General features: G+C 69.8%; 13 protein-coding genes. 5 read left to right on the forward strand and 8 right to left on the reverse strand.

Annotated features, from left to right (window positions below; translation table 11 throughout):
* Positions 1-432 precede the first annotated feature (432 nt).
* Positions 433-651 carry a hypothetical protein gene (locus tag OG373_RS00005; protein WP_405435041.1) on the reverse strand — a complete coding sequence of 73 codons (219 nt, stop codon included), beginning with the start codon at positions 649-651 and terminating at the stop codon, positions 433-435.
* A gap of 426 nt (positions 652-1,077) precedes the next feature.
* Here OG373_RS00005 and OG373_RS00010 point away from each other — a divergent pair, with 426 nt between their 5' ends.
* The 3 genes from OG373_RS00010 to OG373_RS00020 all read left to right on the forward strand — a co-directional run bounded on the left by OG373_RS00010 (position 1,078) and on the right by OG373_RS00020 (position 4,441).
* Complete coding sequence (locus OG373_RS00010) at positions 1,078-3,606, forward strand: Helicase associated domain protein (protein WP_405435042.1); 2,529 nt, start codon at positions 1,078-1,080, stop codon at positions 3,604-3,606.
* Positions 3,607-3,790: 184 nt separating this feature from the next.
* A complete protein-coding gene (locus OG373_RS00015; RefSeq protein WP_405435043.1) occupies positions 3,791-4,012 on the forward strand; it encodes a hypothetical protein in 222 nt (73 codons plus the stop codon).
* A gap of 24 nt (positions 4,013-4,036) precedes the next feature.
* Positions 4,037-4,441, forward strand: coding sequence for a hypothetical protein (locus OG373_RS00020; protein WP_405435044.1), 405 nt, complete (start codon positions 4,037-4,039; stop codon positions 4,439-4,441).
* 470 nt (positions 4,442-4,911) lie between these two features.
* Here OG373_RS00020 and OG373_RS00025 read toward each other — a convergent pair whose 3' ends face one another.
* Positions 4,912-5,070 carry a hypothetical protein gene (locus tag OG373_RS00025; protein ID WP_365481977.1) on the reverse strand — a complete coding sequence of 53 codons (159 nt, stop codon included), beginning with the start codon at positions 5,068-5,070 and terminating at the stop codon, positions 4,912-4,914.
* Positions 5,071-5,219: 149 nt separating this feature from the next.
* Here OG373_RS00025 and OG373_RS00030 point away from each other — a divergent pair, with 149 nt between their 5' ends.
* Positions 5,220-7,241, forward strand: coding sequence for a serine/threonine-protein kinase (locus tag OG373_RS00030; protein WP_405435045.1), 2,022 nt, complete (start codon positions 5,220-5,222; stop codon positions 7,239-7,241).
* 90 nt (positions 7,242-7,331) lie between these two features.
* Here OG373_RS00030 and OG373_RS00035 read toward each other — a convergent pair whose 3' ends face one another.
* From OG373_RS00035 to OG373_RS00060, 6 genes are all read right to left on the reverse strand, one after another.
* Entirely contained in the window at positions 7,332-8,417 is a 1,086-nt protein-coding gene (locus tag OG373_RS00035) for a hypothetical protein (RefSeq protein ID WP_405435046.1), read from the reverse strand.
* A gap of 82 nt (positions 8,418-8,499) precedes the next feature.
* Entirely contained in the window at positions 8,500-8,925 is a 426-nt protein-coding gene (locus OG373_RS00040) for a hypothetical protein (protein WP_393785750.1), read from the reverse strand.
* Between the two features lie 109 nt (positions 8,926-9,034).
* A complete protein-coding gene (locus OG373_RS00045) occupies positions 9,035-9,697 on the reverse strand; it encodes a hypothetical protein (RefSeq protein ID WP_405435047.1) in 663 nt (220 codons plus the stop codon).
* An 82-nt stretch (positions 9,698-9,779) separates the two neighbouring features.
* Positions 9,780-10,817, reverse strand: a complete 1,038-nt coding sequence (locus OG373_RS00050) for a hypothetical protein (RefSeq protein WP_393785752.1) — start codon at positions 10,815-10,817, stop codon at positions 9,780-9,782.
* A gap of 63 nt (positions 10,818-10,880) precedes the next feature.
* Entirely contained in the window at positions 10,881-12,089 is a 1,209-nt protein-coding gene (locus OG373_RS00055) for a hypothetical protein (protein WP_405435048.1), read from the reverse strand.
* 486 nt (positions 12,090-12,575) lie between these two features.
* Positions 12,576-12,857, reverse strand: a complete 282-nt coding sequence (locus tag OG373_RS00060) for a hypothetical protein (RefSeq protein WP_405435049.1) — start codon at positions 12,855-12,857, stop codon at positions 12,576-12,578.
* A 224-nt stretch (positions 12,858-13,081) separates the two neighbouring features.
* On the opposite strand from OG373_RS00060, the gene OG373_RS00065 reads away from it, so the two are divergent.
* The gene (locus OG373_RS00065) at positions 13,082-14,500 is read left to right on the forward strand and encodes a hypothetical protein (protein WP_405435050.1); all 1,419 of its coding nucleotides are present in this window, start codon (positions 13,082-13,084) and stop codon (positions 14,498-14,500) included.
* Positions 14,501-14,606 lie beyond the last annotated feature (106 nt).

Here is a 14,606-nt window from a genome sequence, read left to right on the forward strand (position 1 = left end):
GACCTTCGGCGGCAAGCCGCCGAAGAGCGACGCCCTCCGCTGCGCTCCGGGCAGGCTTCGCTGACGCTTCGCCAGATTCCCGCGCGAGCGCGGGAATCGACGTCCGCAAGCGGACGTCCAGGGAAAGGCCCGGCGCAAGCGCCGGGCCGGTGGCGCTGACGCGCCACCAGATGTCCGCGCAAGCGCGAACATCGAAGGGCTGTCCGCTGACGCTCCCACCCCTTCAAGTCCTTCCGGCTCCGCCTCCAGGACTAGGCCCGCTCCCGCGGGCCTGGCTGGCAGCAGTCGAGGTGCTCGAGGTTGGCTGTCGAGTGCATGTCTCTGGGGGCCCTCGCCCGGCCTGGGGCTGATGCCCAGCGGGGTCTTGAGTGAGCTACCTGGTGGGAGCCGTCTCGCCGGAACGTGAGAGACGGCTCCCACCACCGGGCCGCACTAAAAAAGGCTGATGTCGATGTTGCCGCAGGCGGCATCGTTAGAGCCGTTGCAGTCCCCTGCGAAGACGTCAAGGATGCCCGCGAAGTTCGCAGACACGCTCCCCCCGTTACCGAAAGACACATCCACAATGTCGGCGCTCGCCACACCCGCACTGGCCAGCGTTCCCCCAGCCGCCAGCAGCACAGCACACACGCTCATCACCAGACGCCTGCTCATTGCACCTCCACAAGCTGTAGCCGGCACCCTGCACGGCTACAGCCGAACCTCACCCACCGCCCGGACGCCCGCTCTCCGAGACGGCCAACCGGCGTACAAGGAACCCACAAACCTCATCACGGACGACGAACAAAAATGAGATGGAGGCCTGCAGGTAGACCTCACGCCGCTCAGGGCCCGCGCCCCATCAGGAACACGGGCCCATCCCACGCACCGGGCACTGCGGGGCAGGCCGGTCGCGTCGACGAAGAGGCACCAGGCGGGAGCGCACACCAGCGATACGTCCTCACGGAGAGCACCGTACCGGTACAGTTGTCAGTGTGCATCACATCAGAGATGGTGTGTGTAGCTGTGTAGGATCCCGAGAACATCGCCACCCCCTCCCTGGCGGGTCTGTCCGCCGCTTCGAGTTCAGCGGAGTGCCGAATGCAGAAGTCTGGTGACATCGTGCTGCGTCCTCATCAGGAGGAGGCGGTGGAGGCGATCGTCCGGGGGCTGGATATTCCGCCGGGGAAGCGGATTCCGGAGGCGGGGCTGCGGGCGACGGTCGTATCCGCGTGTGGGACCGGGAAGACTTTTATCGCCGCTGCGGCGGCGCTCCGGCTCGCGCGGCACGGGCGGGTCCTGGTGCTGCTGCCGACGCTGGATCTGCTGACGCAGACGGTGCGGGAGTGGCGGCTCGCCGGGCACAGCGGGCCGGCTGTCGCGGTCTGCTCGCTTGAGGACGACCCGCAACTGTGGCAGCTCGACGTGCGGACGATGACGTCGGCGCCGCAGCTGGGGCTGTGGCACGGGCGCGGCCCCGTCACGGTCTACGCCACCTACGCCTCCCTGCCGGTCATCGCCGAGGCCCACGAGGGCCTGTACGGGCTGCCGATGGACGTGTTCGACCTGGTGATTGTCGACGAGGCGCACCGGACGTCCGGGTCGGCCGGGAAGGCGTGGGCCGATGTGCACCGCCAGGACGTGATTCCGGCGATGCGCCGGCTGTACATGACCGCGACCCCGCGGATCTGGATGGAACGGCCCCCGCGGTCTCGGGCGCAGGAGCGGGAGCGGGAGGAGGCGCGCCGGCTCGCCGAGGAGACGGAGCGCAAGGAGCGTGAGGAGGCGGAGGCGGAGGGCCGGGTCTACGTCAACCGGCCACGCTGGGACCGGCTGCCGAAGGAACTCGCCTGCTCGATGGACGATCCGAGGGTGTTCGGGCCGGTCGTTTATGAGTTGTCGCTCGCTGCGGCTATTTCCCGGGGGCTTTTGGCGAAGTATCAAATTGTCGTCGCGGAACTCACCGACCCCGTCGTCACTCCGCAACGGCTGAATAGTGAGGAGCGGTACGAGGAGCAGCTGCGCGGCGAGCGCCTCGCCGCGATGCAGACCGCGCTCCTGGAGACCATGGCCGCGCATGGGTTGCAGACCACCATCACGTTCCACCACCGCACGGTGGAGGCGGAGGCCTTCGCGGCCGGGCTGGACCGCGTTGCCCGCCGGTTGCATGCGGTGGATCCGGGGCGGCATCCGGAGCGGGTGTGGTCGGGGTGGCTGTGCGGTGAGCACGAGGGTGCTCACCGGCAGTCTGTGCTCGCGGATTTCGGGCGCAGGGCCGGGCGGGCGGTGCTCAGTAATTGCCGAGTTCTGGGCGAAGGAGTTGATATTCGGGCGACGGACAGTGTGGCCCTGATCGATCCCAAGGGGTCGGCCGTCGACATCGTCCAGGCCATCGGGCGGGCCTTGCGGCAAAAGCCAGGTGAAGGGAAGATGGCCACGCTGATCGTGCCTGTCTTTTTGCGCGAGGATGAAAAGCCTGAAGACATGCTTTCGTCGAATTCGTACCGGCCGCTCATTCGGGTTTTGGCTGGACTTCGGGCGCATGATGAAAAGGCTGTGGAAATGTTGGCTATTCCGCAGGAGAACCAGAAAAGGATCGTGGACCCGTCTCAGCCGGTCGGGAGGGCGCCGGAGGAGGGTGAGGAAGAGTCGCGGCTGCTGCTCCGGTTCGCGGCGCCGCGGGATCCGGCGCTGATCGCGAAGTGGATCAGCTACACCGTGATCAACACCGAGCGTCAGGACTGGCGTCGGGGCGCGGAGGCCGCGTACCGCTACCGGCAGCGTGAGGGCGATCTGGAGGTCCCGTACGAGCACGTGGAGACGGCGGGGGCGTTCCCGCTGGGGCGGTGGCTGTCGGATCAGCGACGCACCTACCGGGCCGGGGCCATGACCGGCGAGCGGGCGGCCGAGCTGGAGGAGCTGGGGATCGTCTGGGACACCGCCGACGCCGGCTTCGAGACCAACCTCGGCGCCGCACGCGCCTACTACGAACTCCACGGGACCCTGGCTGCTCCGCGGGGCGCAGCGATCCTCGACGTCCAGGTCGGGCAGTACCTCACGAACATCCGCCGCCCCGGCGGGCTGGGCAAGGACCCCGAACGCGCGCAGCGGCGGGCCGCGCAGCTGGCCGCGATCGACCCCGACTGGAACCCGGGGACGCTGGGGTGGACGGTCGACTGGCAACGCCACTACGCCTACCTCACCCAGCTCCTCGCCTCCGGTGCGCGGCTGACGGCCGTCGTCCCCGGTGTCACCCGGCACGGTGAGGACGTCGGACGGTGGCTCGCCACCCAGCGCCGGAACTGGGACCGGCTGAACGAGGAGCAGCAGCAGCGGCTCGGCGAACTCGGCGTGAGCAAGGCCCCACGCGCCCGCAGGGCACCCGCGAAGACGGCCGCGGCCACCGGGCCGCGCACGGACGGCGAGGCATTCCATAAAGGCCTCCAGGCCCTCCAGCAGTACATTGCGCGAGAAGGCGCCATGCCGGGGCGGGCCGGTGTGCAGGAGATGCCCGATGGGGACATTCGCCGCGTTGGGGTGTGGCTCGCCAATCAGAAGCAGCGCCGCGACCGACTCGACCAGGCGCAGCGGGCCGCTCTGGCCGACCTCGGCGTCGACTGGGCACGGTGAGGAGGTCAGCGGGTGCCGTACTCGGGGAGCACAAGCGTCAGCTGCCGAGCCTGCTGAAGGCCCAGCGAAGGACTTCCCTGTCTGGATGGTCTCGGCCTGTGCATTCGAGCCCGGTCAGGGTGTGGGCTGTGAGTCTGGCCCAGCGCGGAAGTTGCCGTGCGCTGCGTGGCGGTCGGCGAAAGCGATGTCTGCGGACGCCCACGAGGCGTACGGCGACCGGGAAGGCCACAACTATGTTGATCACCTCTCGGACCTCGTGAACAACGAGTACGGCCGCCAGATGGGCGAGAAGATCGCCGCAGCCAACCCCGGGGCCTCGGAGTCCCAGCTCAGGGACGCGATCACCAGGGAGGCAAAGAACTACATGACAGGTGGGAACTATGCCCGACCCAGTGACTTCGAGTAACCCGCTCCAGAAGGGAGATGTCGGATGAGGAGTGGCGTCCGTTTCCTGGTCGGCTCACTGGTGGCCGTCCTACCGCTGGCGGTGTCCTGCACCGTGCAGACGGACGAGGACAGGGCGCGGCAGGTCGTCGGGTCCTGGAAGTCGCCGACCCTGGGCACGATCCAGTTCCTCAAGGACGGTGCGCTCGGAGAGGTGAGCCTGCCTCCCAGCGTGTGTCACAACGGGGCGTGGTCAGCCGACACGAAGTTCACCGGTACCTGGCGACCCTGGCATCTGGACTCCGTCGGGCCGGCTACGGAGGTCACGTTGACGGCCGCCGCCGGTGGCCCGACGTGCGACCTGTTCTTCCTGTACTCCACGGATCAAGATCAGGCAGAGCTGGACCTGGCCTATGCCCCGGAGGGTAGCGAGCCCTTCGTCCGGCAGTAGACCAGCAGACCGGTCATCGCGGAGAACCTGAGCCCCCGTTCGGGGAGCGGTCACTGTGACCGCTCCCCGAACGTGTCTCGGCGGGTCTCCCTGAAACCGGTCCTCTACCTGCGGGGACCCTTGCCCGAAGCCGTCACCGCCCCCGAGCCCGGAGACGGCCACCCCCGGCCGCGGCCGTGACCGCGACCTCGTGCGCCCGCGCCCCGCTCCCCTCCGTGAAGGGGCTGACATGGGACCAGCAAGCGGGCCGGGCCTGCGTCATCTGCAACCGCCCCCTTGACGACGGGGCAGTCCCCCGCGGCACCCTCACCGGCCACCACGGAGCACACCGCCTCGATACCGAGGTATGGGCCTGCCCCACCCGGGGCGCCACCTGAACGTCCCTGATCCCATCAACGAGATCCGGGCCTGACCACCGGCCCCAGGCACACCCGAGGGTGCGCCCGGGGCCGCGCCCAGCCGACGAGCCCCTACGCGCTCCCCGCCCTGCCGCGCGTGAGCTGCGCGCAGCGCAGGCCTCCGCCCGCGTGCCACTCCAGCAGCGGGCCGGCCGCGACACCGTGCTCGGGGCACCAGGCGAACTGGGACAGCGTCGCCCTTACGCCCTGGGGTCTGCCGTCCGCGCCCATGGCAGACCCCCGTCCGGCTACGGGGCTGGGGTGAACTCCACGTCGGTGCCGCCGCACCCGGCCGCGATGTCCAAGCAACTGGTTCCGCTCCACATCACAGGCTGCTGGTGAATTGTCCCATCGCGGGCGGGTCGCATACGGTGACCTGCATGTACAGGGGGATGGAGTTGGCGGGCCGCTACCGGCTCGACAGCCGGTTGGGGCACGGCGGTATGGGCGAGGTGTGGGCGGCGACCGATCTGAGGCTGCGCCGCACCGTCGCGATCAAGATGGTGCTCGCCTCACATCTGCGTGACGACCGGCTCGCCGCCCAGGTCCTGGCACGCTTCCGCCGTGAAGGCGAGGCGGCCGCCCGGCTGAACCACCGCAACATCGCCGTCGTCCACGACCTGGGCGAGCACCAGGAGATGAGCGCCGATGGGCAGGTGGAAGTCTCCCCGTTCCTCGTCCTGGAGTTCCTGGAAGGGCGTGATCTCGCGACGGTCCTGCACGAGGACCACCCCGGCGGGCTTCCCCCGGAGCAGGTGCTGGAGTACGGCGCCCAGGTGTGCGACGGGCTGGCCGCCGCCCACGCGCGGAACATCGTGCACCGCGACATCAAGCCGGCCAACCTCATGCTGCTCGACGACGGCACCATCAAGATCTGCGACTTCGGAATCGTCCAGATCCAGGACGGCACGATCGGCCTGACCACGGCCGGAGCGCTGCTCGGCAGCCCTCTCTACATGGCTCCCGAGCAGCTCAGAGGCCAGACACCGACGCACTCGGCCGACCTGTACGCCCTGGGTGCCAGCCTGTACGAGCTCCTCACCGGGCGCCCCCCGTTCACCGCGGACTCCGCGTACGCCGTCATCGCCATGCACCTGTCTACCGCTCCCGAACCGCCCAGCACCCACCAGCCCGCCATCGCGCCCGGCATCGACAACCTCATCACCTCCCTCCTTGCCAAAGACCCTGCCGGCCGTCCCCCCACCGCCAAAGACGTGGCCGCACGCCTGCGCTCCGCCCATCTCGCACCTGGGCCCACCCCCGGCCCGGCAGCCGAGGCGTCGGAAACCGACGAGCAGCACCTCCAACGGGACGCCGAAGCCGGAGACTTTGACGCCATGTACAGCCTCGCGTTCCTGCTCGAAGACGCCGACCGTATCGACGAAGCGGAATCCTGGTACCAGCGCGCCGCCGAAGCCGGAAACACCGACGCCTTGAACAACCTTGGGGTGCTGCTGGTAAACACTGGCCGCGAGACCGAGGCGCAACCCTGGTACCAGCGCGCCGCCGACGCCGGAAACACCGACGCCATGAACAACCTCGCACTCCTGCTGCAGAACACTGGCCGCGAGACCGAGGCGGAACCCTGGTACGAACGCGCCGCCAACGCCGGACACACCGAAGCCATGAACAACCTCGCACTCCTGCTGCAGAACACTGGCCGCGAGACCGAGGCGGAACCCTGGTACGAACGCGCCGCCAACGCCGGACACACCAACGCCATGAACGACCTCGGAGCGCTGCTGCATAACACTGGCCGCGAGACCGAGGCGCAACCCTGGTTCCAGCGCGCCGCCAACGCCGGACACACCAACGCCATGAACAACCTCGCACTGCTGCTGCATAACACTGGCCGCGAGACCGAGGCGCAACCCTGGTACCAGCGCGCCGCCAACGCCGAAAACACCGACGCCATGAACAACCTCGGGGTGCTGCTGGTAAACACTGGCCGCGAGACGGAGGCGGAACCCTGGTACCGGCGCGCCGCCGAAGCCGGACACACCAACGCCATGAACAACCTCGGAGCGCTGCTGCATAACACTGGCCGCGAGACCGAGGCGCAACCCTGGTACCAGCGCGCCGCCAACGCCGGAAACACCGACGCCATGTACAACCTCGCACTGCTGCTGGTAAACACTGGCCGCGAGACCGAAGCGGAACCCTGGTACCGGCGCGCCGCCGACGCTGGACACACCGAAGCCATGAACAACCTCGCACTGCTGCTGGTAAACACTGGCCGCGAGACCGAGGCGGAACCCTGGTTCCAGCGCGCCGCCAACACCGGACACACCAACGCCATGAACAACCTCGCAGTGCTGCTGCGGGACACTGGCCGCGAGACCGAGGCAGAAGCCTGGTACCAGCGCGCGGCCAGCACCCCGGACGGTGAAATCCGGGCCTGACCGGCGCCCGGCGCATCCGAGGGTGCGCCGGGACCACCCGCAGCCGACGAGCCCCTACGCGCTTGCCGCCCTGCCGCGCGCGAGCTGCCCTCAGCGCAGGCCGCCGCCCGCGTGCCACTCCAGCACCGGGGGCGCCTCGCCACCGTGCTCGTCGCACCACAGCACCGGGTCCAGGCCCCCGCAGCCATGCCGCGCGCACGCAGTCCTCGCCTGTCCTCGTCTGCGGGACGCCGTGGCGGACCACACCACCAGTGCCGATCGGCGAGGTGGTGCCGCGCAGGTGGGCCGGCCATTCCAGCGTGATGCGCAAGGCCCGGACCCGGAGCGGAACCGGTCGGTCATCCGGACGTCGCCGAGGACCGCGAGGGGGCCCGCGCCGGGTGCGGTGAGCCGGGTCAGCGTGGCTCCGACCGGGCCCGCGGCCAGGGCGTCGGCGTCGGTGTCGTCGGCGACCCAGCCCGACAGCTGGTCGGTGCCCTCGATGGTGTCGGCGAGGCCCAGCCACGGGGCATCCAGCCGGAACCGGCCCGTGGCGCCCATGTCGCCGCGCACCAGCAGCGAAGCCTGCCCCGCCCCGGCGGGAAGGGTGATCTTGTCGTGGGCGAGCAGCCACGCGACGACGTCGGCCCGGTCGAACTCGGGGTGCGTCTCCGTCCCGGCGGTCGGGGTGGGGAAGTCGGGGTGGCGGCGGCGCCAGTTGACCACCGCCGCCCGCCCCACCTTGGCCATCCGGGCCACCTCCGCGAGCAGCACGCGGTCCGTGTCCGGGGTGACCGGGGTGAGGCAGGCGAGCGGGGAGCGGCGGCCGGGGCGGGTCTCGCGCACCGCCCGCCAGTCGACCCAGGGGCGGATGACGTCTAGGAGGGCGATGTCGCGGGTGGAGTAGAGCGGCACCGTGGTCCACCCGCCGTGGGACTTGTAGTCGACGTCCACCGTGCCGATCGGGGAGAGGAACCCGAGCCGCACCGCGGCGTCGAAGTCGACCCTGCGGACGCCGAGCCGGCGGGCGGCCTGGTCGGGGCCGAGGGGGACGTGCCGGTCGAGGAGGGCGGGCAGGTCCCGGCGGCGGGCGAGCGTGTCGACCTGGTCCGGGTGGACGTCGGGGAAGGCGACCTCACCGCCGAGGTAGACGAGGAGCCCGGCACGGACCAGGTGCACGGCCGCGGACGCGGTCACCCGCAGCCGGCACCGCCGCAGCGGCACCCCGAGCGCCTCCGTCCAAGCCCTGCTCGAAGGCCCCGTACCGCGGGGGCCTTCGTCATGCAGGGGCGGTGCGGCCGTTGGAGGGCATCGGGTGTGGAGTGAGCTGCTCGCCGTGGCGGATCCAGCGGGCCACGTTGTCAGCTGTGAGCAGGCGGCCGACGCCGACCGCCAGGGTTCTGGTGTGTGTCTGGTAGCGGGCGGGTTCGAGCAGCACGTGGTCGCCCGCGTCGGCGGACCAGCCGAGATCCAGGAGGTAGTGGTGGCACAGCTGGACGTTGCGGCTGGGGCGGTCCCATCGAAACTGGACCGGGCCGCCGCCAGCCGGGCGGATCCGTAGTTTCCCGGCCAGGTGTTGGTCAAGGGCGTACAGGATCCACAGGACGGTGGGCCAGTCCTGTTGGCGGCCGGTGACGGTGTCGCGCCGGAGTGGGAGTTTCTCGGTCTCTACCACAGTCCCGTCGTAGGCGTGGATATCGGCCACGCGGCCGTTCCTGGCACCTTTCTGTCGTAGCCCTCGGGGTGCGTGGGTGTCCCACCCGGCCGCCCACGCGAAGGGGTCATCGTCGGGGCCGAGTGGGTGGGTGAGCAGGTCAGGCACTTGCGGACTGGTTCGCTCGGCGTAGGCAGTCGTCCACGGCAGCCACGGACAGGTTGTACTCCCCGAAGGTGATGCCGCCCAGGCGCATCAAGTCCCGGTAGCTGCGGGCGTCGGGGTGGTCCTCGGCCACGGGGGCCAGTGCCTTCATGAGCTTGCCCGTCGCCGAAGCGACGTGTCCGGACTTGACCGCGGCCCGGTACTGGCGGTCACTGACCTTTTTCTGCTCGCCGTACTGCTCAGCTTGGGCGTGGTCGCGGACGGCCAGTTGCTCCAGGGCGGCGGCGATCCTCAGTAGATCGGGGCCCTCGGCCTCGGTGCCGCCGGTCGGGTCGTGGATGGTGGCACCGGCGCCGGCAGTGGAGCCCCCGCCCGTGGCCCAGGGGTACTTCCCACCGGTCTGCGGGGGGATGAGCCCGCCGAGGCCGATTCCGCCGCCCGAGCCGCCGCCTGGGGGCGGGTCAGTGGGGACCGGTGGGGGCGTGGTCGGCCAGTCGCGCATGTAGTCCTGTGCGTTGGCGACCGAGCGGACCAGGTCCAGGGCGTTGCCGTGGTTGAACTGCTCGGCCCACGGTTCCAGGTTCTGCATGGCCACGTCCCTGACATGCGCGACCTGCTGGGGTTCGCTGTGCGGGTAGAGCGCCACGGCTTCGTTCACGGCGAGGACCAGGCCGCGTTTCTGGTCCTCGGTCCAAGCGTGGTATTTCGGCGGTACGTACAGCGTTGCCCCGTCGGGGCCGTCAACCATGTGAGCCGGCAACGCGGTCCCTCCTGATCTTGTTGATGTCCACGGTGTTCTTCATGAGCGGGTGTTCGGCCCGGATCTGCTCGCCCCAGGCGGTGACCTTGTCGCACAGCTCCAGAACGCGGTGGACCAGTTCCTGGTCGGCCTTCGCAGCGACGTCCTGGGGGGAGCGGAGCATGACGGCGGCCAGCTTGGACAGGTCGCCGGCCAGGTCGGCCCGCCACTTGCTCAGCTGTACATCGGGCAGTCCGTCCACGTAGTCGTCCAGCGCCTGGTCGTCCGGGTCGACCTCGGGGGCCGGCGCGGTCTCAGCGGCGGTACGCGGTGCGGGGAGAGAGGGCGCGGGAACGTCGCGACGTACGGCCTCGGCCTGGAGGGCGCCAGCCATCTCGGGGTCGGCCTTCGCGACGGCTCGGGCGACGTCGGGGCGGGTGATGGCGTAGGCGGCGACCAGTTTCCGGGCTGTGTCGTCGTCCTCTACCAGCGCGGTCACGATGTCCGGCCGGGCGGTGACCTGGCGCACCACCCTGGCGACCGGGACGCCGCCTTCGGTTCCGGAGTCCAGAGGGGCCCCGATGGCATCCCGATATTCCCCGACGGAGACCCGGGGATTCCGGGGATTCTTCTCGCGCGCCTCTCCCATGAGGGCGAGCAGGGACTGGAAACGCGCTTCCCCGTCGTCGTTTCCCCGGGGCTGAAGCGCGACGGTCAGGAGGGCTGAAAACGAAACCGTGACGCCAGTCTCCGCGATCTTCTGCCGGCGTTCGGCGGTCATGAAAGCCGCCGTACTCCGCATGTTGTTCGCGGTGGAGAAGACGACATTGACGCGCTCGGCGAACGCCCTGACATGTGCCATGGCGCCGGTCTTGGCCGTCCCCTCCGTCCGGATCGGCGCCTTGCGGAGCAGCAGGTCCCCTTGCGCCAGCTTGGCCGCACACATGGCTTGCGTACCGTTCACCGCCGTGGTCTCCAGGCAGTGCCATTCCTCCACGTCGTCGTCGGTGAACGCGGCGTCTGATTCTGGTTGTCGCATAAGGGTCCGCTCCTTCGCTCTGTGTGATCGCGCAACGCCATAACGTATCGGTCCGGTTGGGCGTCAATGAGCCTGCCGGTGGTAGCTAGTCGGGTTGTGCTGATCACAGAGCCACCCGCCGGGGTACAGCCGCGCCGGGGCGCCACAGGCCCCGATACCTCCGCCGGCGCCACAGCGTCCCCGTGGGACCGCAGGCACGGAGGCGGTCGGGCGTGGGCGGCCGTATGCCTCGGGCAGACCGCGGCGGAGAACGGCGTCGGCGCCGGGGTACCGGGTTCGACATGTGGGGTCGCCCTCGCCCATGGGAAGGCATAGGCGGCGGCCCAGGGCCTCGTCAGCGGCCTGCTCAGGGGTGGCCAGGTCGGTGATGTCGTCGTCGTTCTCGGCGGCGGCTGCCAGGTGGGCCAGGTGGTCGCCAAGGGGGGTCCAGAACTCGAAGGCAAGGCCGCGGCGTTCCCGGATGGTGGTCCGTACGAGCAGGCCAGCGGCGGCGTCCCTGATGAACTGGTCGAACCCATGTTCCTTGGGCCTGCTGCGGGGATGCCGACGTCCACAGCGTCCACCGGCCTTCCGACGCGGGCACGGAACGGGAGACCGTTCGTCGCAACGGACCATGTCGACGTGGCGCACGCCGCTGCGGAACGGGATGGGCCGATTGGGCTGTTTGATGATCTCGGCGGGCAAGGCGTCGGTGCGGAGCATGGGGACGACGCCGAGTTCGACCAGGGAATGAAGCGGGGTTTGCCAGGCATCGGCCACGCCGTTGCGGCGGGCGGCGTTGTCGCGGGTCTTGAGCTTGCGGGGGGTCTCGGGGGAAACCTGGGATTCGACGCCCAGGCGGATGCCGTCGGCGCCGTAAATCAGGGCGTCACTGCGGACCTTCCGGTCCTGGGTGAATTTCTCCTCAGTAGCGCGGTGGCCTTCGGCCTCGGCGACGCGAACGGCGCGGTCCACCCAGGCGTGATGTTCAGGAGTGATCTCGGGCTGATGGCGTTGCTCGGCCTCGCCGCGCTGGTGGGAGGCGATGACCCGCCCCTGACGCCGATAGACGTACATGGGCTCGATGAACCCCAGGGCCATGCAGTCCTCGGCGCAGATCAGCCCGCGAGCCTCCACGGGTAAGCGATCGTCGGCCAACATGCGGTCCAGGAGCAGGCGACCGCCCGCAATACCGAGGTCGGGCTGGGTCATGTCCAGGCGGCCAAACACGACGTGCTCCACGTACCGATTGGGCATCCCCACCCCCATGCGTGCGCTGCGCTGACTGCCCATCACTCACAGTGTCGGGTATGGGGTGGGGTGCCGGGGCAAGATCGGAAAATTCGGCGGAACTCCCCTGCACCTGGGGCGGTTGGCGGCCGCTGAGGGAAGCGGTGCGTTCCCGGCCGAGGTGACGGGCGGGGCTGCAGCGTCACCGGCCGACCTACTCGGGGATGGCGGTGCGGAGGGGGCGGCCGGGCCGCTCGGAACGCGCCCGCACCACCCCGAGACCCGCCCACTGGGTGAGCAGGTCCCGTCGAGCGGTGGGTAGAAGGCTCTCCTGGACACGGCAACCCACCAGTCGGTGACGACCCCGCTGACTCTGGACCGGACACAGGGGCAAGCGGTGTCGCCTGACCAGGTCCACGGGCCGGACTGCCATGCCCTGGGGAGCATGGCAGTCCAACCGAGCGGCGTGACAGCAAGGCGCGCGTGTCTGTGGATGGGACGGGCAGTCCGTCGGCCCCACCAGATGGCTGTCATCGTCGCCTCGTGTCGTCACGGTTCGGTGACGGGTGGCGGCGGCTGGTCGTCGGCCGGGTCGGCTTCAGCGGCGCCGAAGGCGTTGAAGAGGGCGGGGAGATCGTGTGTGGCGGCCTTGTCGACGGCCTTGGCCTGGAGCCGGTATCGCAACACGGCGCGCAGTGCGGGGACCGTGAGGGTGGCCAGGCCGAGGAGTATGGCGGGGCTCTGGAGTGAGGTGGGCAGGGTGGCGGCAAGGCCACTGGTCAATGCTGTCAGGAAGCCTGTCAGCAGGTTCTGGAGCATAGTCACCGTCATGCCTCGTTTCTGCTCGTATGTGGTGCCGGATGCGGCCACAGATCGAGCGTCGATCCGGGCGGATCGGTGCGGCAGTGGGAACAGCGCTTCCCGGACAACTGGTAACGGCAGGTCAGCACCGCTGGCCGGAACGGGCTTTCACGCCGCGTACCGGTGCGTGACAATCGTCGAATCCGGGCCGGCGCCAGAGCGCACGCGCGGCACGGTCGATGGGGGGCACGGGGATGGACGAACCGAAGAACGCGGGGTCGGCGGCGGCAGCGTACGCGGCTGCGTTACGTGCTGCGGTACACGGCTTCACCGCTCGGGGCGGGACGCAGAAGGAGATCGCGGTCGGCGCGCATGTCGCCCCTGCCACCCTCTCGCGGTACCTGAGCGGCGAGCGGGTCGCCCCCCACCACTTCATCGCGGCGCTGGACACATTCCTCGCGGAACGTGGCCTGCCCCTGGCCGCCGGCGTGCGGGAGGAGTTGACGCGCCTGTGTGGGCGGGCCCACGAGGCGAGTCGGTCGCCGGCGGTCCAGCTGGCCCACCTCAAAGAGGAACTCGTCCGGATACGGGAAGAGAAGCAGGCCGGCGAGGCGGAGCTGACCGCGCTCAAGCAACGTGCGGAGCAGTTGGCCGTCGAGCTGGAGCAGGCGCTGGAGCAGGCCCGTCACGCGGAGTCCGGACGGGCCGTCCTGGAAGGGCGTGTGGAGCGGCAGGACAAGCAGTTGCGGGACGCGCAGTCCTACACGCGCGGCCTGGAGGCCGAGCTCACCGCGCAGCACGACCAGGTCCTCCTTGTGCAGCGGGAGGTCGAGGTCCTGCGTCGCCAGAATCAGATCCTCCTCGAAGAGGCGCCCGCCGGGTCCCACGACCGGGTCGAAGACGCTGTTCCCGTCGTGTCAACGCAGGTCGCCAACGTGGAAGCAGACAAGGACTCCTCCAGGCCGTCGATGCCGGATCTCTCGGCCAGTACCTTCAAGCCCTTGACGCCCGCGCGTCCGGTATCGAGACCTGGGCTCGGTCACGCCGATACCCAGGAGGAGTTCACCGCCCAGCTGAAAGCTCTGCGCGCCCGAGCCGGCGGGGACGTCCTGTGGTCGATCGAACGGCTTGCCCACCTGAGCCGGGACAAGCCCTGGCCAGCGCCCGGCAGCTCCCCGCGGGCGGACCTGGTACGGATGGAACGGTGGTTCACCCTGGGCATCTTCCCCGTCGACTGGCTCCGCCTGGAACGGGTCCTGCGCGGGATGCACGCCACTACCGACGAGATCGGGAACTTCGCCAACTCGCACCACCGCATCGTGAAAGCGAGCCCGGCCAGGCCTGCGGACGTGGTCACGGCAGGCCTGACACTGACCGGACTGACCGCGATCGGTCTCGGCACCGCCGCCGTCTTCCAGAACGGCGTGTCGGGGCTCGCCAAGACCCTCACCGCCCTGGGAGCACTGCTGGTCTCCTTCCTCATCTGGTCGGCGGCAGCCAACGTGACGATCCCCGACCCCGACCAGCAGGACTCCCCCAAGCGGGCATGGCCGACCCTCCTGGCCACCGTGGGCGGCCCTCTCATCTTGCTGACCGCCGTCATCGTGCCCCTCGCCACCGGCACCACCAACCCCTGGGGACACTGGCTTGCCGACCTGATCGGACTCCTCTGACCCCAGACTCCCCCACCCGAGGTCTGGCCCCACCCCCGCGTGCGCGGGGAGGCAACCGAGAGATCGCACTGACGCGGCGGCGCCGAAGCCGCGTACCGCTACCGCA

Source organism: Streptomyces avidinii (genome assembly GCF_045161815.1).
GTDB lineage: Bacteria > Actinomycetota > Actinomycetes > Streptomycetales > Streptomycetaceae > Streptomyces > Streptomyces avidinii.

Excerpts from the sequence above, each read along its gene's own strand:
- OG373_RS00020 (WP_405435044.1), top strand. The coding sequence starts at position 4,037 with ATGAGGAGTGGCGTCCGTTTCCTGGTCGGCTCACTGGTGGCCGTCCTA.
- OG373_RS00025 (WP_365481977.1), bottom strand. The coding sequence starts at position 5,070 with ATGGGCGCGGACGGCAGACCCCAGGGCGTAAGGGCGACGCTGTCCCAG.
- OG373_RS00065 (WP_405435050.1), top strand. The coding sequence starts at position 13,082 with ATGGACGAACCGAAGAACGCGGGGTCGGCGGCGGCAGCGTACGCGGCT.
- OG373_RS00005 (WP_405435041.1), bottom strand. The coding sequence starts at position 651 with ATGAGCAGGCGTCTGGTGATGAGCGTGTGTGCTGTGCTGCTGGCGGCT.
- OG373_RS00050 (WP_393785752.1), bottom strand. The coding sequence starts at position 10,817 with ATGCGACAACCAGAATCAGACGCCGCGTTCACCGACGACGACGTGGAG.
- OG373_RS00010 (WP_405435042.1), top strand. The coding sequence starts at position 1,078 with ATGCAGAAGTCTGGTGACATCGTGCTGCGTCCTCATCAGGAGGAGGCG.
- OG373_RS00030 (WP_405435045.1), top strand. The coding sequence starts at position 5,220 with ATGTACAGGGGGATGGAGTTGGCGGGCCGCTACCGGCTCGACAGCCGG.
- OG373_RS00015 (WP_405435043.1), top strand. The coding sequence starts at position 3,791 with ATGTCTGCGGACGCCCACGAGGCGTACGGCGACCGGGAAGGCCACAAC.
- OG373_RS00060 (WP_405435049.1), bottom strand. The coding sequence starts at position 12,857 with ATGACGGTGACTATGCTCCAGAACCTGCTGACAGGCTTCCTGACAGCA.
- OG373_RS00055 (WP_405435048.1), bottom strand. The coding sequence starts at position 12,089 with ATGGGCAGTCAGCGCAGCGCACGCATGGGGGTGGGGATGCCCAATCGG.